This is a genomic window from Rhodobacter ferrooxidans, assembly GCF_000176015.1.
Taxonomy (GTDB): domain Bacteria; phylum Pseudomonadota; class Alphaproteobacteria; order Rhodobacterales; family Rhodobacteraceae; genus Pseudorhodobacter_B; species Pseudorhodobacter_B ferrooxidans.
On the sequence record NZ_ACYY01000003.1, the window covers coordinates 21,384 to 41,851 of the forward strand.

22 protein-coding genes are annotated in these 20,468 nt (G+C 64.2%); 3 read left to right on the forward strand and 19 right to left on the reverse strand.

What is annotated here, in order from left to right; all coding sequences use genetic code 11:
• Nucleotides 1-14: 14 nt before the first annotated feature.
• Nucleotides 15-1,292, reverse strand: coding sequence for a guanine deaminase (gene guaD, locus RSW2DRAFT_RS02955; protein WP_008027915.1), 1,278 nt, complete (start codon nt 1,290-1,292; stop codon nt 15-17).
• A 124-nt stretch (nt 1,293-1,416) separates the two neighbouring features.
• On the opposite strand from guaD, the gene mgtE reads away from it, so the two are divergent.
• Both mgtE and RSW2DRAFT_RS02965 read left to right on the forward strand, forming a co-directional pair.
• Nucleotides 1,417-2,796 (forward strand): magnesium transporter, encoded by a 1,380-nt coding sequence (gene mgtE, locus RSW2DRAFT_RS02960; RefSeq protein ID WP_008027918.1) that lies wholly within the window; start codon nt 1,417-1,419, stop codon nt 2,794-2,796.
• Nucleotides 2,793-3,353: a 5-formyltetrahydrofolate cyclo-ligase gene (locus RSW2DRAFT_RS02965; protein WP_008027920.1), complete on the forward strand. Its 561-nt coding sequence runs from the start codon at nt 2,793-2,795 to the stop codon at nt 3,351-3,353. The genes mgtE and RSW2DRAFT_RS02965 overlap by 4 nt, the downstream gene beginning before the upstream one ends.
• Nucleotides 3,354-3,391: 38 nt before the next feature.
• Here the strand turns inward: RSW2DRAFT_RS02965 and RSW2DRAFT_RS02970 are convergent, their stop codons facing one another.
• The 15 genes from RSW2DRAFT_RS02970 to RSW2DRAFT_RS03040 all read right to left on the reverse strand — a co-directional run bounded on the left by RSW2DRAFT_RS02970 (nt 3,392) and on the right by RSW2DRAFT_RS03040 (nt 16,615).
• Nucleotides 3,392-4,720 (reverse strand): hypothetical protein, encoded by a 1,329-nt coding sequence (locus RSW2DRAFT_RS02970; protein ID WP_008027922.1) that lies wholly within the window; start codon nt 4,718-4,720, stop codon nt 3,392-3,394.
• A gap of 75 nt (nt 4,721-4,795) precedes the next feature.
• Nucleotides 4,796-5,296: a prepilin peptidase gene (locus RSW2DRAFT_RS02975; protein ID WP_008027924.1), complete on the reverse strand. Its 501-nt coding sequence runs from the start codon at nt 5,294-5,296 to the stop codon at nt 4,796-4,798.
• A gap of 1 nt (nt 5,297) precedes the next feature.
• A complete protein-coding gene (locus tag RSW2DRAFT_RS02980; protein ID WP_008027925.1) occupies nt 5,298-6,155 on the reverse strand; it encodes a tetratricopeptide repeat protein in 858 nt (285 codons plus the stop codon).
• Nucleotides 6,156-6,191: 36 nt separating this feature from the next.
• Complete coding sequence (locus RSW2DRAFT_RS02985; protein ID WP_008027927.1) at nt 6,192-6,758, reverse strand: tetratricopeptide repeat protein; 567 nt, start codon at nt 6,756-6,758, stop codon at nt 6,192-6,194.
• Between the two features lie 12 nt (nt 6,759-6,770).
• Nucleotides 6,771-7,751 carry a type II secretion system F family protein gene (locus RSW2DRAFT_RS02990; protein WP_008027929.1) on the reverse strand — a complete coding sequence of 327 codons (981 nt, stop codon included), beginning with the start codon at nt 7,749-7,751 and terminating at the stop codon, nt 6,771-6,773.
• Between the two features lie 7 nt (nt 7,752-7,758).
• Nucleotides 7,759-8,727 (reverse strand): type II secretion system F family protein, encoded by a 969-nt coding sequence (locus RSW2DRAFT_RS02995; protein ID WP_008027930.1) that lies wholly within the window; start codon nt 8,725-8,727, stop codon nt 7,759-7,761.
• 8 nt (nt 8,728-8,735) lie between these two features.
• Nucleotides 8,736-10,193 carry a CpaF family protein gene (locus tag RSW2DRAFT_RS03000; protein WP_008027931.1) on the reverse strand — a complete coding sequence of 486 codons (1,458 nt, stop codon included), beginning with the start codon at nt 10,191-10,193 and terminating at the stop codon, nt 8,736-8,738.
• A 20-nt stretch (nt 10,194-10,213) separates the two neighbouring features.
• Nucleotides 10,214-11,497, reverse strand: coding sequence for an AAA family ATPase (locus RSW2DRAFT_RS03005; protein WP_008027932.1), 1,284 nt, complete (start codon nt 11,495-11,497; stop codon nt 10,214-10,216).
• Nucleotides 11,498-11,749: 252 nt separating this feature from the next.
• Nucleotides 11,750-12,379, reverse strand: a complete 630-nt coding sequence (locus RSW2DRAFT_RS03010) for an OmpA family protein (RefSeq protein ID WP_232209640.1) — start codon at nt 12,377-12,379, stop codon at nt 11,750-11,752.
• A gap of 15 nt (nt 12,380-12,394) precedes the next feature.
• Nucleotides 12,395-13,807, reverse strand: coding sequence for a type II and III secretion system protein family protein (locus RSW2DRAFT_RS03015; RefSeq protein ID WP_008027934.1), 1,413 nt, complete (start codon nt 13,805-13,807; stop codon nt 12,395-12,397).
• A 210-nt stretch (nt 13,808-14,017) separates the two neighbouring features.
• Nucleotides 14,018-14,872, reverse strand: coding sequence for a Flp pilus assembly protein CpaB (gene cpaB, locus RSW2DRAFT_RS03020; protein ID WP_008027936.1), 855 nt, complete (start codon nt 14,870-14,872; stop codon nt 14,018-14,020).
• Nucleotides 14,873-15,049: 177 nt separating this feature from the next.
• Nucleotides 15,050-15,229, reverse strand: a complete 180-nt coding sequence (locus tag RSW2DRAFT_RS03025; RefSeq protein WP_008027937.1) for a hypothetical protein — start codon at nt 15,227-15,229, stop codon at nt 15,050-15,052.
• 127 nt (nt 15,230-15,356) lie between these two features.
• A complete protein-coding gene (locus RSW2DRAFT_RS03030; RefSeq protein ID WP_008027939.1) occupies nt 15,357-15,551 on the reverse strand; it encodes a Flp family type IVb pilin in 195 nt (64 codons plus the stop codon).
• Between the two features lie 322 nt (nt 15,552-15,873).
• Nucleotides 15,874-16,068: a Flp family type IVb pilin gene (locus tag RSW2DRAFT_RS03035; protein WP_008027940.1), complete on the reverse strand. Its 195-nt coding sequence runs from the start codon at nt 16,066-16,068 to the stop codon at nt 15,874-15,876.
• A gap of 346 nt (nt 16,069-16,414) precedes the next feature.
• The gene (locus RSW2DRAFT_RS03040; RefSeq protein ID WP_040671500.1) at nt 16,415-16,615 is read right to left on the reverse strand and encodes a Flp family type IVb pilin; all 201 of its coding nucleotides are present in this window, start codon (nt 16,613-16,615) and stop codon (nt 16,415-16,417) included.
• A gap of 364 nt (nt 16,616-16,979) precedes the next feature.
• On the opposite strand from RSW2DRAFT_RS03040, the gene RSW2DRAFT_RS03045 reads away from it, so the two are divergent.
• Nucleotides 16,980-17,843 (forward strand): lytic transglycosylase domain-containing protein, encoded by an 864-nt coding sequence (locus tag RSW2DRAFT_RS03045; protein ID WP_008027942.1) that lies wholly within the window; start codon nt 16,980-16,982, stop codon nt 17,841-17,843.
• 143 nt (nt 17,844-17,986) lie between these two features.
• Here RSW2DRAFT_RS03045 and RSW2DRAFT_RS03050 read toward each other — a convergent pair whose 3' ends face one another.
• The 3 genes from RSW2DRAFT_RS03050 to RSW2DRAFT_RS03060 are packed head-to-tail and all read right to left on the reverse strand — an operon-like array spanning nt 17,987 to nt 20,456.
• Nucleotides 17,987-18,616: a 3-oxoacid CoA-transferase subunit B gene (locus RSW2DRAFT_RS03050; RefSeq protein ID WP_008027943.1), complete on the reverse strand. Its 630-nt coding sequence runs from the start codon at nt 18,614-18,616 to the stop codon at nt 17,987-17,989.
• Between the two features lie 2 nt (nt 18,617-18,618).
• A complete protein-coding gene (locus tag RSW2DRAFT_RS03055) occupies nt 18,619-19,431 on the reverse strand; it encodes a hypothetical protein (protein ID WP_008027944.1) in 813 nt (270 codons plus the stop codon).
• Entirely contained in the window at nt 19,428-20,456 is a 1,029-nt protein-coding gene (locus RSW2DRAFT_RS03060; protein WP_008027945.1) for a GSCFA domain-containing protein, read from the reverse strand. The genes RSW2DRAFT_RS03055 and RSW2DRAFT_RS03060 overlap by 4 nt, the downstream gene beginning before the upstream one ends.
• Nucleotides 20,457-20,468 lie beyond the last annotated feature (12 nt).

Consider the following 20,468-nt stretch of genomic DNA (forward strand, 5'->3'; position numbering starts at 1 on the left):
TGTCGCAGGGGCGGCTACCCCCGCCGCTGGCCCGCCACCCAGACCGCCCGCACCGCCCGGTCATCGCCCAGCATGATGGTGGGAAAGATTGCCTGCCAGATATCGCCCGCCCGTGCCGTGGCCTGGGCAATGGCGGGGGTCGAGGCAAGGTCGATCGCCACCAGATCGGCCTCCATCCCCGGTGCGATATTGCCGATCTGGTGGCCTGCGTGCAGCGCCCGGGCCGAACCCACCGTCGCCAGCCACCACAGTTGCGCCGGATGCAGCGCCGCCCCCCGCAGTTGCGCCACCTCATAGGCCGCAGCCATAGTGCGCAGCATCGAAAACGACGACCCGCCACCGGTGTCGGTGGCAAGGCCGATCCGATGCCCCGCAGCCTGCAACCCCGCCATGTCGAACAACCCCGAGCCGATGAAAGTGTTCGAGGTCGGGCAATGGATCAGGCTGGCATCCACCGCGCGCAGCCGGTCCTTCTCGCGCGGGGTCAGGTGGATGGCGTGGCCATATATCCCGCGTGGCCCCAGCAGGCCGAAGGCCTCGTAGCTGTCCAGATAATCCCGTGCCTTGGGGAACAACTGCCGCACCCAGGCAATCTCGTCATGCTGCTCGCTCAGATGCGTCTGCATCAGGCAGTCGGGATGCTCGGTCCACAGCGCCCCCAAGGCCGCCAGTTGATCGGGGCTGGAGGTGGGCGAGAACCGCGGCGTGATGACATAGCCCAGCCGGTCCACCCCGTGCCACTTTGCCAGCAGCGCCTTGCTGTCGTCATAGGCGCTTTGCGCGGTATCCCGCAGCCCCTCGGGGGCGTTGCGGTCCATGCAGGTCTTGCCGGCCCAGACCCTTTGCCCGCGCGCTTGCGCCTCGGTCATGTAAGCCTCGACCGAGGCCGGATGGATGGTGCAATAGCTGGCCACCGAGGTGGTGCCGCAGGCCAGCGTCAGATCGAGATGCCGTGCCGCCAGCGCCCGCGCATATTCGGGGTCGGCAAAGCGCATCTCCTCGGGGAAGGTATAGCTGTTCAGCCAGTCGATCAGCCGCTTGCCCCAACTGGCGATGATCGCGGTCTGCGGATAATGCGCATGGGCGTCGATGAACCCGGCCGAGATCAGCGCCGACCCATGATCCGTCACCCGCGCCTGCGGATAGGCCGCCCGCAACGCCGCCGCCGCCCCCACGGCGCGGATCATCCCGGCCTCGACCAGCACCGCCTCGTCCAGCCTTGCCGCCTGCGCTCCGTCACGAAACGGGTCGCCGGGAAAGGACAACACCTGCCCCAATATCAGCTCTGCCATCCGCCATTCCCCTGCCTGTTGCCGCCAGCCTAGCCGCATTTGCCGCCCGGGTAAATTTCCCTCAGGCCCTGTCGTTCCGCCGCGGCTTGCCCTAAGGTTTTGCCAAACCGAAAGGGGCGGCGGCATGGCGGAATTCGAAGCTCAGACCGAAGTGCGCGAGGACGACCCGCTGGAGGCGCGCCGCGTCGCCGCCGTACTGGATGCCGTTGAAGCGGGCGATGTGGCGCGGCTGACCGACCTGCTGGAACCCTTGCACGCCGCCGACATTGCCGACCTGCTGGAACAGATCAGTTCCGCCGACCGCCGCGACCTGTTGCGGCTGTGGTCGGGCGAGATCGACGGCGAGATTCTGTCGGAAATCGACGAATCGATCCGCGAAGAGGTGATCGACAGCCTGCCGCGCGACGTGCTGACCGATGCGGTGCGCGAACTGGATACCGACGATGTCGTCGATATTCTGGAAGACCTGGAGGAGCCGCAACAGGCGCTGATCCTGAACTCGCTGGAATCGGTGGACCGGGTGGCGGTGGAACAGGCGATGGCCTTCCCCGAAGGCTCGGCCGGCCGCCTGATGCAGCGCGAAGTCGTGGTGGCCCCCGATCACTGGACCGTGGGCGAGGCGATCAGCTTTCTGCGCGATGCGCCCTATCTGCCCGACCAGTTCTATCATGTGATCCTGGTCGATCCGCGGATGAAACCGCAGGGCTATGTGACCCTTGGCCGCCTGCTGTCGTCGCGCCATGACGTGCCGCTGCGCGAGATTGTCGAGGACAGTTTCCGCACCGTCAGCGCCACCGATGACGAGGCCGACGTGGCCTATATCTTCAACCAGTATCACCTGATCTCCTGCCCGGTGGTCGATGCCAATGACCGGCTGGTGGGGGTGATCACCATCGACGACGCGATGAACGTGCTGGACGAGGAACACGAGGAGGACATGTTGCGCCTTGCCGGGGTGGGCGAGGAAAGTGCCATCTCCGACCGGGTTTACGAGACCACCCGGCAACGCCTGCCCTGGCTGTTCATCAACCTGCTGACCGCGATCCTGGCCAGCATGGTGATCTCGCAATTCTCCGACACCATTGCGCAACTGGTGGCGCTGGCGGTGCTGATGCCGATCGTGGCCTCGATGGGCGGAAATGCGGGCACCCAGGCGCTGACGGTGGCGGTGCGGGCACTGGCCACCCGCGATCTGACCGGCTCGAACGTCTGGCGGGTGATCGGGCGGGAAACCGTGGTCGGGTTGGTGAACGGGCTGTTCTTTGCCGCGGTGATGGGGGCGGTGGGCTGGTTCTGGTTCGGCGATGCCCGGCTGGGGGCGGTGCTGGCGGCGGCGATGGTGGTCAACCTCTTGGTGGCGGGCATGGCGGGCATCATGGTGCCGGTGCTGATGGACAAGGCCGGGGTCGATCCGGCGCTGGCGTCGGGCACGTTTGTGACCACAGTGACCGATGTGGTGGGGTTCTTCGCCTTCCTCGGGCTGGCCACGCTGTTCCTGCTATGACCCTTGCCGCTGAAAAAGCCGCCACCCGCACCGCCGCCTTCGCCACCCGCAAGGCCGCCTTCGCCGCGGGGCAGGGCCAGGCGGCCGAGTTGCTGGCCGACTGGCTGGCGCCGCATGCGGGCAAGGTTCTGGCCGGCTACATGGCGATGCGCACCGAGATCGACCCCACCGCCGCCATGGCCGCCCACCGCGGCCCGGTCTGCGTGCCGGTGATCGCAGGCCCCGCCCAGCCCTTGAAATTCCGCGAATGGACCCCCGGCTGCGAAATGATCCCCGGCGAATTCGGCGCCCTGATCCCCGCCGAAGGTGCCTGGCTGGACCCACAAGTGCTGATCGTGCCACTGCTGGCCTTCGACGCGCGGGGTTATCGCCTCGGCTACGGCGGCGGCTTCTACGACCGATCGCTGCAAGGCTTGCGCGCCCGCCACCCGGTGCTGGCCACAGGTTTCGCCTTCGCCGCCCAACAAATCCCGCAAGTCCCCATCGACGCCACCGACCAGCGGCTCGACGCCATCCTCACCGAATCCGGCCCGGTTCGGCTTTCATCTGTTCTCTAAATATCCCGGGGTCCGGGGCAGAGCCCCGGCTGCTTGCCTCAATGCGCAATCGCCTCGTCGCGTACGAACATGTTGGCCCAGGCCCTGTCGATCAGCTCGGGGGTCATCTGATACGGCAAGCCCTCGAACTCGCAGATCGCGATCATCTGGTCGATCAGGAAGATCGGCTGATAGTTGGCATACAGGTTGTCGATGGTCGGATACTTCACCTTCAAAAGGTGCAGCAACGCCCGCTCGTCCAGCGGCATCTTGCGCTTGCGCGCCATCATCGCGAAAATCTTCAGGAAATTCTCCTGATCCGGCCCGTCGATCTTGATCTTGAAGAAGATCCGCCGCAACGCGGCCCCGTCGAAAATCTCGTTGGGGTGGAAGTTGGTGGAAAAGATCACCAGCGTGTCAAACGGCACGGTGAACTTCTCGCCCGATTGCAGCGTCAGGATATCGCGGCTTTCTTCCAGCGGCACGATCCAGCGGTTGACCAGCTTCTGCGGCGGCTCGGCCTGACGGCCAAGGTCGTCCACGATGAAGATGCCGCCGGTCGATTTCAACTGCAACGGCGCCTGATAGGTGCGCGCGGTGGGGTTGTAGGTCAGGTCGAGCATTTCAAGGCTGAGTTCGCCGCCGGTGATCACCGAAGGCCGCTCGCAATAGACATAGCGGTTGTCGAACCGGTTCGAGGTGCGGCGCAGGCTGGAGGGGTCGTCCACCGCCTCCTCGGCCTTGGAATGGACGATCGGGTCATAGACCGTGATCACCTGACCCGAGTATTCCAGCGCGCGGGGCACATAGATCTTGTCACCCAGCGCGTCGCGGATGCCGTTGGAAATGCTGGATTTACCGTTGCCGGGCGGGCCATACATCAGGATCGACCGACCGGAGGTCACCGCAGGGCCAAGGTTCTGGATCAGGTCTTCGGGCAGGATCAGATGCCCCATCCCCGACAGCAATTGCTTGCGCGACAGCTTCATGTTGCGCACCGACTGGCGCTTGACCTGTTCCTTGTAGGCCTCCAGCGGGATCGGCAGCGCGCCGTAATATTCCGATTGCGCCAGCGCATCCAGCGCGCGGGCCTTGCCGGCATCGGTCAACTGATAGCCCATCTCGTTGCCCGAGGTGGCGTGCAGCGTGCCCGTCGCCTCCAGCAGCCGCTGGCTGCGGGCCAGATCGACCAGTTCCTGCGTCGCCGGGATCATCAGGCAGATCGCCTTGCTGATTTCCGACACCAGGTCCAGGTTCATCCGGAACATGGTCTTCAGCAGGATGTCGCGCATCATCACCATCGACAGCCCGGTTTCGGCCATGGTGCGCGGCGCAATCGGTGCCAGCACGTTGGGCGTAACCAGATCGGGCGGGGTTTGAACGTTCATCGGCGTCACCTCGGGCATATATGCAGGGCCGGGCACGAAGGGATCGGCGCGGCGGTCAGCAGCCAGTGAAGCAGGTCAGTGCAGCAAAATTGCGGCGAAAAGATAGAAAACCAGCGTCGCTGACAGCGCCAGCCCCATCGGAAACTTGGCATGGGTCCAGCTTTCCCAATCCGGCGTCATCCGCCGCACCGCGGGCAGCGCGCGCATGGCGCGGTGGCCGACAAACGCGGCAATCAGGCAGGCCGAGAACAGCAGCAGCACAAACCGCAGATCGCCGCCCACGAAGAACGGCGCCATGGCGGCGGCGAATTTGGCATCACCGGCCCCCACCATCTTCAGGATGGTGACCACGAAGCCGACGCCCAGCACGATGGCCCCCAAGGCCCAGCCCCAGCCCCAGGTTTTCAGCCCCAGCGCGCCGAACGCCACCAGCCCGCCGCCGACGACCAGATAAACCGCCGCCAACGCCAGCACCGCCTTGTTGGGAATTTTCATGAACTTCATGTCCGACCAGGCCACCCAGACGGCGATCGGCAGAACGAAGGGCAGCAGGGTCAGCGCGACGGTCGGGGTCATCTCAGTTGGTCACATTCGCATCAAGGGCAGCCAGGCTGCGCGCGGCGGCCTCGAAATGCTGCGGGTGAGTATCGACGGCTTCGTGCAGCAGACCCTTGCCCACCGTCACGTCGCCCTGCTTGATCGCGGTCAGCGCCAGCGTGTAAAGCAGTTCCGCCCGCTCGGTCTGGGTCATCTCCAGCACCGGCATGTCGTATTTGCGCTGCGCCCCGCGGGCCAGGATCAGGTTGTTCTTGGCGGTGAACAGGGTGCTGTCAAAGGTGATCGCCTCCAGAAACAGCTTTTCCGCCCCGGCATAGTCCGAGCGCGTCAGTTTGGAATACCCCCAGTTGTTCAGCACGCCTGCCGGTTTGGTGGTCAGACCGGCGGCGATTTCATAGAAACTGTCGGCCTTCTTCCAGTCTTTCTTGCTGTCGGCCACCATCGCTTCCAGCCGGTAACGCTCGTAGGTCTCGTGCGTCGGCGGCACCTGGTTCAGCTCTGCCTCGGCGCGTTTCCAGTCGTTGGTGCGGATCAGCGCATCGGCCAGCGCCACCCGGTCGTCACTTGTGCCCTCGGGCGAGGCCACGACCGTGGTCCAGACCGCCACCGCCTCGGAGGCCTTGCCCGCCTTGACCAGCGATTTCGCCAGATTGCGCTTCAGGTCGATCCGGTCCGGGTTGGCGGCCGAGGTCTTGGTGAAATAGGCCACGGCCTCGTTCGGATCGCCCACCGTCAGCATGATGTCGCTGAGGTTGGATTCGTCGATCACATTGACGCTTTGCATGGCACGCGCGGCGGCGGCGTCGCGGTTGCCGCCACAGGCGCTTAGCGCCACCGTGCCGCAAAGGCACAGGGCAATCATTCCGGGGTGGCGCATTTTGCGTCCTTTTACTGCTCGTCACGAACCCGTCGGTTACAGCGAGGACAGCAGGTCATATTGTCCCTGCCCACGACGAACCAGCGAGAAACTATGGGTAGCCTCGGGTTCTGTATAACCGGAATTTTCCGATTGCGCGATAGCCAGCCGCAGATTTTCGCGGATCGAGTCCGTTTCGCCACTGTCCAGCGCGAAAGCCTGCTGAAACACCACCCGCGCCTCGGCCGGCTTGCCGCGTTCCATCAGCACCACACCAAGGTTGTTCTGGGCGGGCACAAAGCTGGGGTCCAGCTCGACCGCGCGGCGCAAAAGCTGTTCGGCCTGGCCCAGGCGGCCCAGATGCAGGTTGGCCGAGCCCAGCGCCGACAGCACATCGACGTTCATGCCCTGTTCGGCCGCGGAACGCAGATAGGCCCGCAGCGCCAGCTCGTATTCGCCCGCCGCCATCAGCCGGTGGCCCACCAGCAATCCGTCCACCCCCTGGCCATGCGCGTCCGAGCCGGGCGGCGCGTTGCGGGCAGCATCGGCAGCCGAAAGGCCGCCCGTCGATTGACAGGCGGCCAGAAGGGAAAAGCACAGCAGGCAAACAACGGCACGCGTCATGCGGTTCTGGTCTCAGTTGCTGGTCGCTGACAGCGTGACAGCAATATTGTGGATCGACGGGCCGATCAGGATGATCAGCAACGGCGGCAGAGTGAACAGCATTGTGCCCAGTGTCAGCTTGGTCGGCAAGGTGTTTGCCTTCTCTTCGGCCCGCATCACGCGTTTGTCACGCATTTCCGCCGAATACACCCGCAATGCCTCGGCAATCGAGGTGCCGAAGGTGGCCGATTGCACCAGCGTCGTCACGAAAGACGCCACATCAGCGATGCCCACCCGTTCGGACATGTCGCGCATCACCGTGGTGCGTTCCTTGCCGGCCTTGATTTCCTGCGCCACCATGTCGAATTCGTCGGCCAGCGCCGGATAGCCGGCCCGGCTTTCGCGCGCCACCCGGATGATCGACTGGTCCATCGACTGCCCGGCCTCGACGCAGACCAGCATCATGTCCAGCGCGTCGGGAAAGCCGCTGACGATCTCGGCCTGGCGCTTCTTGACCCGGCTGTTGACCCAGTATTGCGGCAGGTAATAGCCCACAGCCCCCGGTCCGATGGTGGACAGGATCATGGTCTGGGTGCTGACCGTGCCCTGGGCCGACATGAACAGCGTGTAGATCACCCCCAGCACCAGAAGGCCGATGCCCAGCACCAGTTGCGCAAAGTGGAACATCCGCACCGAATTCTTGGCGCGATAGCCTGCGCGCAGCATCTTCAGCCGCGAGGCGGAAAGCTCGGCTTCGTCCTGCGGTTCCAGAAAGTTGGCGAATTTCTGCAGCTTGTCGGCCTTGTCGCCCAGCCGCAATGCTGCTCCGGGGGTGGCTGCGGTGCCGGTGGTTCGCTGCGCCTTCAGCTTCTCGAACGGCTCGGGCTTTTTCTTCAAAAGCGTCGGCAGCACCGCCAGCATCAGCAGCAGACCCAGGCCCCCCACCACCACGAGCGGCCCCAGCGGCCCAATGGTCTCGATCAGTATCGTGTTGATCTTGCCTAGAATTTCCATGATTTCATCAAACCTTGATATTGACCATCATCTTCATGAAGATGACGTTGATCGTCAGGAACACCCCCACCACCAGCGCCGCCGGAACGAAGGCCGAGGTTTCCTTGACCTTGTCGAAATAGTCGGGCTTCAGCATCAGGATCATCACCAGCGCGCCGATCGGGAAGGCCGACAGGAACATGCCCGACCATTTGGCCTCGGCGGTGATGGCTTTCACCCGGCGGAACAGCTTGAAGCGGGCGCGGATCACCTTGGCCAGACCTTCGAGGATCTCGGCCAGGTTGCCGCCCGATTGCTGCTGGATGGTCACGGCCACCGACAGAAAGCGCAGATCCTGGTTGTCCATCCGCTCGGCAAAGGCTTTCAGGCTTTCGGTGACGTCACGCCCGTAAGCCGCCTCGTCACCGATGATGCCGAATTCGGTGCCCAAGGGGTCGGCCACTTCCTTGGAAACAATGGCGATGGCCGAGGCGAAGGGGTGGCCCACCCGCAGGCTGCGCACCATCAGTTCCACCGCGTCGGGAAGCTGCTCCTCCATCAGCGCGATGCGCTTCTTGGCCTTGCCGTTGACCCAGACATAGACCCCGCCGATGCCCATGGCGATGGCCACCAGAATCCGCACCTGCGTTGGCGCCTGCGTGCCGATGGTCAGGCCCAGATAGCTGAACACCGCCAGCAGCCCCATGATGCCGATCAGCGCCAGCGGCGAGAAGGCGATGTTGGCCTTTTGCGCCTTTTCCGCCAGGATCGAATACAAGGGGATGCCGCGCGCCTTCAGGTGCTGCGACATTTCCTTGCGCAACTGTTCCAGCACCTGTTCGCGGTTGGAGTTCTTTTCCAGCAGCGCCAGACGGCGGCTGACCCGGCTGTTCAGGCTGATCGACTTGCCGAACACCGTCAGATAGATACCCTCGACCAGCATCACCACGGCGACGAAGATCAGGATGTAGATGATGGGGGCTGCACTCAGTTCCATGATGATCCTCAGGCGATGGGTTCGTAAAGCGAGGCGGGCAGGTCATAGCCCCACGAGCGGAAGCGTTCCGAGAAGTGCGAGCGCACCCCGGTGGCGTTGAAGCGGCCGATGATCTTGCCATCGGGCGCCATGCCAAGCCGCTCGTAGCGGAAGATTTCCTGCATCGAGATCACCTCGCCCTCCATGCCGGTGATTTCGGTGATCGAGGTCATCCGGCGCGAGCCGTCCTGCAGGCGGCTGGCCTGCACGATCAGGTTGACGGCGGCGGCGATCTGGCTGCGCACCGCCTTCAGCGGCATCTCGATGCCGGCCATGGCGACCATGTTTTCAAGTCGGCTGATACCGTCGCGCGCCGAGTTGGCGTGGATCGTGGTCATCGAGCCGTCGTGGCCGGTGTTCATCGCCTGCAACATGTCGATGACCTCTTCGCCGCGGGTTTCACCGACGATGATCCGGTCAGGCCGCATCCGCAGGGCGTTGCGCAAGCAGTCGCGCTGGGTCACAGCACCCTTGCCTTCGACGTTCGGGGGGCGGCTTTCCATCCGGCCCACATGCACCTGTTGCAGTTGCAATTCGGCGGTGTCTTCGATGGTCAGCACCCGTTCGCTGTTGTCGATGAACGACGACAGCGCGTTCAGCGTGGTGGTTTTCCCCGAACCCGTGCCGCCCGACACGATGATGTTCAGCCGGGTCGAAACCGCGGCCTGCAGATAGGCGGCCATTTCCTCGGTGAAGGCACCAAAGCGCACAAGGTCTTGAATCCCCAGCTTTTCCTTCTTGAATTTCCGGATGGACACCAGACTGCCATCCACCGCGACGGGGGGCACCATGGCGTTGAAACGGCTGCCGTCGGCGAGCCGCGCGTCAACGTAGGGGTTGGATTCATCGACCCGGCGGCCCACGGCGGACACGATCTTGTCGATGATCCGCAGCAGGTGGCGCTCGTCCTTGAAGGTGATGTCGGTCAGTTCCAGCTTGCCGCCGCGTTCCACGAAGATGCGGTTGGGGCCGTTCACCAGAATGTCGTTGACCGATTCATCCTTCAGCAGCGGCTCCAGCGGGCCAAGGCCCATCACCTCGTCGTAAAGCTCCTGGTTCAGGGTGGTGCGGTCGTCCTTGTTCAGCGCGACGCTCATCTCGTCCAGCGCTTCCGAGACGATGGCGGCGATCTCGACCTTCAGGCTGGCCTCGGACGCGGTTTCCAGCGCGGCCAGGTTCAGGCTTTCCAGCAGGCGCTTGTGCAGTTCCACCTTCAACTCGGCCAGCCGGTCGCGGCGTTTCTTTTCCTTGTCGGCAGCAACGGCTTCGGCCGCCGGGCGCTGCGGCGCGGTGCCCATGCTGCTGCGCGGCTGCATCAGCGGCTTGGCCACCGACGACGGCGCATGGCCCGCGGCCGAGGCGGCCCCGACCGGTGCCATCGGTGCCGGGCGTCCGGCTGCATCTGGTTTCTTGAAACGTGAAAACATCGTTAAGCCCCCTTGGTCACTCAGCCCTTGCCGGACTCGACCGCCTTGTTCAGTTCAAACAGCGAGGTCGCCAGCTTGGCGATTTCCTTGCGCAGCGGATTTTTCGCGGCGTTTTCAGCCAGCGGCAGGCCGTGGTCATTGGCCTGTGTCACCTGCACGCCGCCATCGGGCAGTTGCAGCTCGATGGTGATATCCAGGCTTTCGGCCATCCGCTTCACCCGGCCCTTGGCCGACAGATCGGTGAATTTCGGCGCCCGGTTCAGCACATAGCGCAGCTTTTCATGCGGCAGCGCCTCGGCTTTCAGCGCCCGCACCAGCCGCAGCACGTTCTGCGCCGAGCGCAGGTCAAGCTCCAGCAGCGCGAAATACACATGCGCGCGGTTCAGCACGGTCTCGGTCCAGCTGATGATGGTCGAGGGCATGTCGATCACCACGAAATCGAAATTGGCCTGCGCCATGTCGATGATCCGGCCGATGTCGTCGGGCTGCACGATATCCAGCGGCAGCATGTCGGCAGGGGCGGTGAACACCGAAAGCCGGTCGTTGAAGGTCAGCATGGCCTGCAGGAACGCATCGCTGTCGGTGTGGGCGGTGTCGGACAGGATCTCGAACACCGCTTCCTTGCGCGGCAGGTCCAGATAGGTCGAGGTGGCCCCGAACTGGAAATCCAGATCAATCAGGCAAACCCGCGTCGCCTTGGTCTTGTCGGCAATCGCCAGCTCCCAGGCGAGGTTGGTGGCGAAGGTGCTGGCACCGACGCCGCCGGCCAGCCCATGCACCGGCAACACCACGCCGTTGCGGTCGCCCTTGGCCTTGAAGGCGGGGGCGTGGTGGTCGCCCTCCTCGTCATCGCGCGGCGCAAAGTTCGGTGCGGCCTGGGCGGTGGGGGCAGGGGCGGGCTTGCGGATCTTCTCGATGGTTTCGTGCAGCGCGCCTTCGGGCAGCGGGTAGGGCAGGAAATCGTCGGCCCCCAGCCGCAAAAGCTGGTGCAGCGCGATCGGGCTGACCTGATCTGCGATCAGCACCACCTTGATGTCGCGGCCCTTGGCGGTCTTGATGATGTCGGTGATCCGGCTCAGATCGGCCTCGTCCTGCGCATCCACCGCCACCGCCACGAATTGCAGCGTTGCCGCATCGGGCTGGCCAAGGAAGGTCAGGGCGTCTTCAAACGACAGGTCGCCCCAGCTTTCGCCAAGCTCGATTTCCATGTCGTCGATCAGCAGATCGAAATTCTGCACGTCGCGCGAAATCGTGCACGCCACGATGGGTGCGGGGTCCGGCGATAGATTAGCCACGCTGCTCATTGCCTCTCGTCCTTCCAGTGACAGGCCTTCGGGCTGTCATTGCCGCCTGGGGACCCGCGTTCCGCGGCCTTTGGCGACGATCAAACCCGGAAACCTGTGCGCAGCCTTTTGGCGCGCGGTTGTTCCCATTGGAGTGAAGATGGTGGACAATGTGGGCGAGAATGGGGCTAAAAGATCGTTATTCTTTGATTTTAGCACTTCTCGAAACGGACGGGGCGGAATGTTTCGGCCCCGTCCGAGAGTTCGGGCGGCTTAGCTGCCCGGGTTGGTCTGGGTCACGATCTGCTTGTTGCTGGGATGCGGACGCGCCGCCAGCTCAAGGTAGTTGCGCATGATGACGGCAGCGTATTTGCCGTTCAGGATCAGCGGGTGGTTCTGCACAAAGCCCGAGACCTCGGTCACAGTGCGGCGGTTGCGCACTTCGGGGCCAAGGGTATCGACCACCGGCCGGGTTTCGCCATAAGACACCATCGCCTCCAGCCGCGAACGGCTGATGCCACGGCTGTTCAGGTAAGACACCACCGCGCGGGCGCGTTTCAGCCCCAGCGCGTGGTTGTAGCCGTTCGAGCCAACGCGGTCGGCGTGGCCGTAAACCCGGAAGCGCACTTCGGGGAACTGCCGGATCCAGTTGGCCTGCTGGTCAAGGGCGGCCTGCGCCGCACCGTCCAGCACTGCCGAGTTGAACTCGAAATTCACCGTCGTCGGCACTTCGGCGGCAAATCGGCCGCCCAGCGCCACGGCATAATCCAGCTGACCCGACTGGATCAGCGTGTTGTTCATGGTGGCGTTGCCGAAATCGCCACCTTCGGTGTTGATCCCCAACTCGCCGTTGGCGCAGGCGGTCAGCAAAAGAAGTGCCGCCCCGACTGCCATGTGACGCATTTGCCCCCGCATCGCCTACTCCATCACATAGCCATAAGAGCCACTGAAATCCTGCCGCGCCACTTCACCGGTCGCACCGCGGGCACCGCTGGTCTTGCCAAACAGGAACAACTCGCGTTCCGTCGGGATGCGGATCCGGTCGGTGGGCAGGGCCAGCGCCTCGCCCCGGGTCGGGGTCACCAGATGCGGCGTCACGATGATCACCAGCTCGCTTTGCGCCCGCTGGTATTCGGCGCTGCGGAACAGCGCGCCCAGGATCGGAATGTCGCCCAGCCACGGCACCTGGCCGTTCAGGTCGCGGAAGTCGTCCTGCAACAGCCCGGCGATGGCAAAGCTTTCGCCGTCGCGCATCTCGACCGTGGTCGAGGTTTCGCGGCGTTTGAAGGCGTTCAGGGTGAAGCCCGCGTTCTGCACTGTCACCGTGCTGTCGATCGAGGACACCGCGGCGTTGATCGTCAGGTTGATGATGTCGCCATCGACCACCACGGGGGTGAAGTTCATCTCGACCCCGAAGGGCTTGTATTCGACCGAGATCGACCCCGAGCCATCGGCCACCGGGATCGGATATTCGCCACCGGCCAGGAACTTGGCCTCTTGCCCCGACAGCGCGGTCAGGTTCGGTTCGGCCAGCGTGCGCACGACGCCTTTGGATTCAAGCGCTTCCAGCAGCACGGCAAATTGCAGCGATCCGGCGGAAAAGCCGATGGTGGCCACGCCTTCGCTGTTGTCTGCCCCGGATTGGCTGGTGCCGGCGAACACGCCATCGCGGGTGCCGCCCGCGGTGAACTGGCCAGAGCCGGCGTTCACCCCGACATTGCCACCGCCGGTCGAGCCGTTGATTGCCAGCGAGGCCGACAGGTTCTTGGCCACCGAGCGCTGCATTTCGGCAAAGCGCACCTTCAGCATGACCTGCTGGGTGCCACCGACGCTCATCAGGTTCGACACCCGTTCGGGCGCATAGCGTTCGGCCAGATCCAGCGCGCGGTCCAGCTTGGCGGTCGAGGAGACGGTGCCCGACAGCACGATGCCGTCATTGGCGGTGCGCACCTCGATCAGTTCGCCGGGCAGGATCTGGCGCAGCCGCTCCTTGAATTCGGCGACATCGGGGCTGACCTGCACCTCGACGTTGGAAATCAGCCGCCCGTCCGGCCCCAGCAGGGTCAGCGTGGTGCGGCCCGGCGCCTTGCCCAGCACATAGATCGACTTGTCCGACAGGGTCGAGATATCGGCAATGCCGGGGTTGGCGATCGAAAGTTCGGCAAAGGGCACATCACTTTCAACCACGACCGCCCGGTTCAGCGGCACCTCCAGCGCGCGGGAGGCAGAACCTTCCATCACCCGCAGGGATTGCGCCGCAACGGGGGACAGCGCCGTGGTCGCCAGGGCAAGACCCAGCAATCCGGCTGTCCAGAAATTACGCATAAACATGTGACCTGCCTTTCCGATCACGCCTCTCGGCGGGTCTTGACTGCCCGCTCCGTCATCTACCTTGCCGGAAACCTTATTTTTAAGCAAGAATCAAATGCTTGAGGGGTGCAGCTACTGTGGATAACTTGCAACAGATGCAAGGAATGGAAAAAAGCGCAGGGCGCGGCCCCTTGATCAGGTGACCGCGCCCCGAATCTGTCCCCGAGCCGTTCAGTTTGTGCAAGGGATCGGGATATCCACCACATCGGCGCCCTTGCGGGTCTTGACGCTGCACACCCGCTCTGCGACCGGCACCTCGGCGGCGGCTTGCTGCTCGATGCCCAGCAGGCTGCGGCTGTCCACCTCGACCAGACCGGCGACGCTGGCATCGTTGGCCCCCACCAGCGACAGCGCAAGCTTGCCGGTGGCCTGAGCCTGCGCCAGCCGCGCCACTTCTTCGGGCGAGGCCTCGACGGTAACGGTGGCGGCAACCACAGCAGAACCCGAGCGGTCGTCATTGGCCATCTGATCGACGGCGATGATCTTGATGGTGGATTCGATCAGCCGCGTCATCTCGCCGCCGACGCCGGCATCATTGGCGGTGCCGGTCCAATAGACATCGACATTGTCGCCCGGATGCAGGAAGCCCGACACGCCCGAGGTGGCATCGACCTTGATGGCAAAGGCGCGCATGCCCTTGGCCAGACGTGCGGTCAGACCGGCATCCTGGCCCGGCTCGGTGACCTTGACGGCCAGCAGCGGCTCGAATTTCTCCATCTGGCGCAGCACGAAACGCTGGCCGACGGCATTGGCCGGGAACAGCAGTGCCTCATCGGTGAAGATGGTCTCGGGCAGGGCGTTCTGCGGCCAGTAGATTTTCTGCACATCTTCCTTGGTCAGCGGGTCGCCATAGTTCAGCGGCTTGTTGACCACATAAACCTCGACCAGCGGCCCGGCCTTGGCGCGGGCGGCGCGTTCCTGCGCCAGTTCCGCCTGGGTCTGGCTGATGAACCCCTGCGCCATATAGACGGCAAACCCCGCAAGCGCGAGGCCGACCACAAGAACCAATCCGAACACCATACGCATGGCTTTACCTCAATCTTTCAGCAGTTTCATGGCGAGACGCCGGTGGCATGCTGCCAGTCGGGGTCGCAGGTCCGAGTATTGTTTACAAATGTGGCGATTTCGGGGATCAACTGCGGCGTTTGTTTAGAGATTTGCAACGGTCGCGCCAGCAGGATGCATCGGGCGACCGCGGCGGGATCATTGAATCTGAACGGCGTTCAACTCGGCGGCAATGCTGGCGCTGGCTTGCGTGGTTGCGGGGGCAACCGACATCATGATCGTCAGGCCCATGCCGACGACGCCGGCGGTCAGCACGACCCAGTCCACCATCACGGCACCACTTTCATCGTCCATCAGGGTTTTCAGGCGGGTAAGCATCGGGAACTCCATATTTCACGTGGGATCAGGGAAGCGGCGGCGGCAGGTCGTTCGGGGTCTGCAGCAGCCTTTGGGAAAAGGCCGCACTCCGGGGGAAGCGCGGCCTTTGTCTGCCAGGATCGTCAGATCAGTTCAGCGTCAGGCCGGCGGCCACATCGGTGTTGACAGCAGCGCCGATGGCGGTGGCTTGGGTTTTGATGGCGCCGCCAACGGTGGTCATCACCACCAGGCCCAGGCCGACGATGGCTGCGGTCAGCACGACCCAGTCAACGGTCACGGCGCCGGATTCGTCATTCGCGAAAGATTTGAAGTGGTTCAGCATGATGTTCGTCCTTGTCTCTGTGTTGCGTTGTGTTGCGTTTGCTCAGGTCATCCGCTGCGGGTTTTTGCGTTCCGGGCCTTGTTCCGGTTGGCTTTCCGTCTCGGCATGGGCTGATATAGCCGGGCAATCGTGGCGGCATTGCGGAGGAGATCAGGCCATTTGGAGAATGTGAACGAAGGCTGAAGATTTTTTCGGCGGGGCGTTGTGTCGGGGGGGGGACACCAGGATCAGCTGGCCGCAGCCAGGGGCGGGTGCCGGGCCTGAAATGCCAAGCGGCCGCGCTTCTTGCGAAGCGCGGCCGCTGTGTTTGGTGGCGACCAGATCAGTTCAGGCTCAGGCCCGAGCCGACGTCCGAGGTCACTTCGGTGGCGATGGCGGTGGCTTGCGTCTTGATGGCGCCGCCAACGGTGGTCATCACCACCAGGCCCAGGCCAACGATGGCGGCGGTCAGCACGACCCAGTCAACGGTCACGGCGCCGGATTCGTCATTCGCGAAAGATTTGAAGTGGTTCAGCATGGTTTTCGTCCTTGTCTGTGTTGCGTTTGCTTAGGCTCTTCGCCGCGGGTCTTTGCGTTCCGGCCTCTGCTCCGGTTGGCTTTCCGTCTCGGCATGGGCTGATATAGCCGGGCAATCGTGGCGGCATTTGGGAAGCGATTGGGCATTTTTGGAAAAATGCAGATCGGCAGATAAAACTTAATAAATAATTGAAATTTCAAGGAAAAAATATTTCCAATTGCGTGGGGTGGCTTGGTGGGCCTGGCAAAATGGCCCGGAATGTGGCGCGGGGAACCGGTCAGGCGCAGACAAAGGAAAAGGCCGCGCTTCTTGCGAAGCGCGGCCTCTTTCTCGGAGATGGTTCGGATCAGTTCGAAGACAGACCGGTGCCGACGTCGGCGGTCACGGCAGCGCCGATCGCGGTCGCTTGGGTTTTGATGGCGCCGCCAACGGTGGTCATAACCACCAGGCCCAGGCCGACGATGGCTGCGGTCAGCACGACCCAGTCAACGGTCACGGCGCCGGATTCGTCATTCGCGAAAGATTTGAAGTGGTTCAGCATGTTCATGGTCCTTGTTTCTGTTGCGTTTGCTCAGGTCATCCGCTGCGGGTTGTCGCGTTCCGGCCTCTGCTCCGGTTGGCTTTCCGTCTCGGCATGGGTTCATATGGCCCTCAAATCGTGGCGGCATTTGGGTAGCGGCAGGGCATTTTCGGAAAAATGCGCCCTGCCGCAGAAAATCCGCTAAGGCCTTAAAGAATAATGAAAACAATTTGCCGCATGGCGGGGGGCTGCTTTGGTGGCGGCGGCAAGGTCTGGCAAAAATGCCCGATTGTGGCGCCTATGCCACGATTGACAGGGCAAATCACTGGCGCGAAAGCTGATTCTTTGCGACACTAGGCTCAAGAACAACAAAAGAGCAGGCAGCCGCAAAATGCGGATATGGGCAGGAATCATCCTTGCCGGGCTGGTGGTCGCCGGGTCCGAAGGGGCGCGGGCCGAGGCGTTGCCGTTTCAGGACGACTTCACCTTTCGTCGCATCAAGGCGCCGGGGCCTGGGGCGGGCAAGCGCATCACCGTGCAGATCGACCCGGCGGAACAGGCCCGCCGCATGGCGGTGCCCGACCGTCCCGATCCCGAACCCCAGCCGCCGCAAGCCGATGTTGCCGACGCCGCACTGGCCCCAACGGCGCCGGTCGCCTCGTCCTATGGCTGGTTCTGGGACACCGTGCCGACGGCGCAAGGTGCTGTGGCGGGGCGGTTCACCCTGGCGATGGCCACCCTGAGCCAGGGGCCGGGCGGCAAGGCGGTGGCAGCCCCCCGCATGCAGCACATGCAGGAGATTGCGGCCAGCTATGGCACCGATATCCTGAAGGCGACGCTGGGCACCAAGGTGTCACCGGCGCTGGTGCTGGCGGTGATCGGCATCGAAAGTGCGGGCCGGGTCGATGCGGTCAGCTCGGCCGGTGCGCAGGGGCTGATGCAACTGATCCCCGATACGGCGGCGCGATTCGGCGTGACCGACAGCAAGAATGCGGGCCAGAACATCAAGGGCGGCGTGGCTTACCTTGACTGGTTGATGAAGGAGTTCGACGGCGATCCGCTGATGGTGCTGGCGGCCTACAACGCGGGCGAGGGGGCTGTGAAGGCCAATGCCGGCGTGCCGCCCTATGCCGAAACCCGCGATTATGTGCCCAAAGTGCTGGCGGCCTGGCAGGTGGCGCAGGGTCTGTGCCTGACGCCGCCGGAGCTGGTGTCGGACCCTTGCGTATTCAAGGTGATCTCAAGCGGCGGATAGGAAGGGGGCTGTCTGCCCCCCTCGGCGCGCGGCCCAGCCCGGCCACGGGCCGGGCGTTCGGCGCTGAAAACCTTCCACTGGAAGGTTTTCCGGGCGCGCCTCACCCCCGAGGATGTTTTCGAACAGATGAATACCAGTGGCGGTCAGCCGACGATGGTGGCTTCGGTGGCGGCGCGCAGCTCGGCCTCGGTGACGCCATCTGCGATTTCGACGATGTGCAGGCCTTTGTGCCCGACATCCAGCACCCCGAGGTTGGTGATGATGCGGTCCACCACGCCCTTGCCGGTCAGCGGCAGCGTGCAGGCGTGCAGCACCTTCGATTCGCCGTGTTTGGAGGTGTGGTCCATCACCACCACCACCCGGCCGACGCCCGCCACCAGATCCATCGCGCCGCCCATGCCCTTGACCAGTTTGCCGGGGATCATCCAGTTGGCCAGATCGCCGGTCTCGGACACTTCCATCGCGCCGAGGATTGCCATGGCGATCTTGCCGCCGCGGATCATCGCAAAGCTTTGGGCGCTGTCGAAGAACGCGGTCTGCGGCAGTTCGGTGATGGTCTGTTTGCCGGCGTTAATCAGGTCGGGGTCTTCCTCGCCTGCGAAAGGGAAGGGGCCCATGCCCAACATGCCGTTTTCCGATTGCAGGGTGACGTTGACCCCCTCGGGGATGTAATTGGCCACCAGCGTCGGGATGCCGATGCCGAGGTTGACATACATGCCGTCGCGCAGTTCCTGTGCGGCGCGGGCGGCCATCTGATTGCGGTCCCAGGGCATCGTCAAACCTCCGTGTCGGATTGCGGGATGGGTGCCGGGGAAGGTCCACGGCGGATAAGGTCGTGCAGCGCCGTCAGGCACAGCGTGCCATAGGCGGCGTTCATGTGGGCGTGGTCGCCGCGCAGGTGTTCCTGACCCGGAACCACGCCGCCGCCCGTCGCCAGAAACCTGGCCTCGGTCAGGCCGCTGGGGCGCAGGCTTTGCGGCGGCTGCCGCAGCAGGGTGATGCCGACCCCGGCCAGATCGGCCCTGAGGTGGTCAAAGAAGATGTCAAAGGCGGCAAGTGCGCCATCCGGGGCCGCGGCCAGCCGCTGCCAACTGGCGAAATCGGCGTTGCTGGAGCCGAGGCAGGTCTCGCAGGTGGCGGCCTGCGCCAGAAAGATCGGCGCGGCCCCCGGCCAATGCCGCCATTCCGGGCCGGGCCGCAAGGCGCGCGCCAGTGCGGCACAGATCGCGTCGAACAGATCGCGGCTGAGCAGGGTGGGCGCGCCGGTCAAGCGCAGCCCGTCGATGTCGCAGGTGGCGATCAGTTGGGCGATGGCGCCGGGGTTCCAGCCGAACGCCGAAAGCACCACCTGATCCACCCCGGAAAGGTCGATCTGCAACGCGCCGTTCAGCTTTTGCACGATCTCGGCATGGCGGCCGCGCTGGGGGGCGGGCAGGCCGTAAACCCGGTTCGGTTGCAGCGCGAACTGGCGAAAGTTGCGTTGGGGGGCGGCAAAGAACGTCATGTCAAGGCCGGGCAGCGGGGTAGCATCCCAGGCGGCCTTCAGCGCCGCGACATGCGAATTGCCGATGATCGCCACTTTGGTCATCGGGCGAAAGCCTCCAGCAGGGCGTCTTCGCAGCGCGGGTCTTCGCCGGGGTCGGCGGCTTGCGCAGCGGTGGGATGCAGGCCGTGGCCATTCAGAAACAGCTCCATCGCCGCCGCAACCCCCAGTTCCGAGACCGACCGCTGGTTGGCCTCGAAATACGCGCCACGGCTGTTTTGCGAGGTGATCAGTTCGTAGGACGGGAAATAGTCGATCTCGGGGTGGCGCTGAACCAGCATGCCGCAGACCGCGCGCAGCACCGATTTGGAATAGCAGGTGGCGACTTCGACGTGCTGGCCGCTGGCGGTGGCGGTCAGGGGCACCGGCGAGACGGTGATCACCAGCTTCACCCGGCGGTTGACCTTGCGCAACGCCTTGAGAAAGCTTTCGAAATCCCGCAGAACCTCCAGCGCGTTGAAGTTGCGGAAACTGTAAAGCGCCGGGTCATGGGTGCCGGCAATGGTGCCCGGTGCGGTCGGGAACACCGTGCCGGAGGCGGTATGCACCCAGGCTTCGGTCAGCCCGAAAGTGAAAACCAACAGATCGGCGGCACGAAAGGCGGCCTGCACCCGGGTCAGGTGATGCGCGCGGTGGCGCAGCACCGCCTCGGCGCTGGCATGGCCCCTGGGGTCAACGCCGGGGCGCTGGGCGTCGAAGAACCGGCCGTCGCGCTGCCAGACCCGGTCTTGCGGGATATGCGTGCCCTCGGCCTCGCGCCAAAGCTGCAACAATTGCGCGGCGGTGTAGATATTGCCGTAGCGCGCCGAATAAAGCCCGTAGCCGTGGTCATGCGCCAGCGCCTCGGGCACGGTGGCGGGCAGGGGTTCGGCGTCGATCACCCGCAGACCGGCCTGGCGCAGCGACCGCCCGATGTGCTGGGCAAAGCAACTGCCCGCAGTCGCCACCTGCATGCGCGGGGTGACGGCAAAGCGCGGGGTGTAAAGCGCACCGGGGTCCAGCGGCGCCCGCTCGGCCACACCGCTGCGCCAATAGGACCGCGCCGGCAGGTTCTCGTAAGGTGATGCCATTGCTTGCCCCCC

What these genes read in the sequence shown, in the direction of transcription:
- guaD (WP_008027915.1), bottom strand. Translation starts at nt 1,292, where the DNA reads ATGGCAGAGCTGATATTGGGGCAGGTGTTGTCCTTTCCCGGCGACCCG.
- mgtE (WP_008027918.1), top strand. Translation starts at nt 1,417, where the DNA reads ATGGCGGAATTCGAAGCTCAGACCGAAGTGCGCGAGGACGACCCGCTG.
- RSW2DRAFT_RS02965 (WP_008027920.1), top strand. Translation starts at nt 2,793, where the DNA reads ATGACCCTTGCCGCTGAAAAAGCCGCCACCCGCACCGCCGCCTTCGCC.
- RSW2DRAFT_RS02970 (WP_008027922.1), bottom strand. Translation starts at nt 4,720, where the DNA reads ATGAACGTTCAAACCCCGCCCGATCTGGTTACGCCCAACGTGCTGGCA.
- RSW2DRAFT_RS02975 (WP_008027924.1), bottom strand. Translation starts at nt 5,296, where the DNA reads ATGACCCCGACCGTCGCGCTGACCCTGCTGCCCTTCGTTCTGCCGATC.
- RSW2DRAFT_RS02980 (WP_008027925.1), bottom strand. Translation starts at nt 6,155, where the DNA reads ATGCGCCACCCCGGAATGATTGCCCTGTGCCTTTGCGGCACGGTGGCG.
- RSW2DRAFT_RS02985 (WP_008027927.1), bottom strand. Translation starts at nt 6,758, where the DNA reads ATGACGCGTGCCGTTGTTTGCCTGCTGTGCTTTTCCCTTCTGGCCGCC.
- RSW2DRAFT_RS02990 (WP_008027929.1), bottom strand. Translation starts at nt 7,751, where the DNA reads ATGGAAATTCTAGGCAAGATCAACACGATACTGATCGAGACCATTGGG.
- RSW2DRAFT_RS02995 (WP_008027930.1), bottom strand. Translation starts at nt 8,727, where the DNA reads ATGGAACTGAGTGCAGCCCCCATCATCTACATCCTGATCTTCGTCGCC.
- RSW2DRAFT_RS03000 (WP_008027931.1), bottom strand. Translation starts at nt 10,193, where the DNA reads ATGTTTTCACGTTTCAAGAAACCAGATGCAGCCGGACGCCCGGCACCG.
- RSW2DRAFT_RS03005 (WP_008027932.1), bottom strand. Translation starts at nt 11,497, where the DNA reads ATGAGCAGCGTGGCTAATCTATCGCCGGACCCCGCACCCATCGTGGCG.
- RSW2DRAFT_RS03010 (WP_232209640.1), bottom strand. Translation starts at nt 12,379, where the DNA reads ATGCGTCACATGGCAGTCGGGGCGGCACTTCTTTTGCTGACCGCCTGC.
- RSW2DRAFT_RS03015 (WP_008027934.1), bottom strand. Translation starts at nt 13,807, where the DNA reads ATGTTTATGCGTAATTTCTGGACAGCCGGATTGCTGGGTCTTGCCCTG.
- cpaB (WP_008027936.1), bottom strand. Translation starts at nt 14,872, where the DNA reads ATGCGTATGGTGTTCGGATTGGTTCTTGTGGTCGGCCTCGCGCTTGCG.
- RSW2DRAFT_RS03025 (WP_008027937.1), bottom strand. Translation starts at nt 15,229, where the DNA reads ATGCTTACCCGCCTGAAAACCCTGATGGACGATGAAAGTGGTGCCGTG.
- RSW2DRAFT_RS03030 (WP_008027939.1), bottom strand. Translation starts at nt 15,551, where the DNA reads ATGCTGAACCACTTCAAATCTTTCGCGAATGACGAATCCGGCGCCGTG.
- RSW2DRAFT_RS03035 (WP_008027940.1), bottom strand. Translation starts at nt 16,068, where the DNA reads ATGCTGAACCACTTCAAATCTTTCGCGAATGACGAATCCGGCGCCGTG.
- RSW2DRAFT_RS03040 (WP_040671500.1), bottom strand. Translation starts at nt 16,615, where the DNA reads ATGAACATGCTGAACCACTTCAAATCTTTCGCGAATGACGAATCCGGC.
- RSW2DRAFT_RS03045 (WP_008027942.1), top strand. Translation starts at nt 16,980, where the DNA reads ATGCGGATATGGGCAGGAATCATCCTTGCCGGGCTGGTGGTCGCCGGG.
- RSW2DRAFT_RS03050 (WP_008027943.1), bottom strand. Translation starts at nt 18,616, where the DNA reads ATGCCCTGGGACCGCAATCAGATGGCCGCCCGCGCCGCACAGGAACTG.
- RSW2DRAFT_RS03055 (WP_008027944.1), bottom strand. Translation starts at nt 19,431, where the DNA reads ATGACCAAAGTGGCGATCATCGGCAATTCGCATGTCGCGGCGCTGAAG.
- RSW2DRAFT_RS03060 (WP_008027945.1), bottom strand. Translation starts at nt 20,456, where the DNA reads ATGGCATCACCTTACGAGAACCTGCCGGCGCGGTCCTATTGGCGCAGC.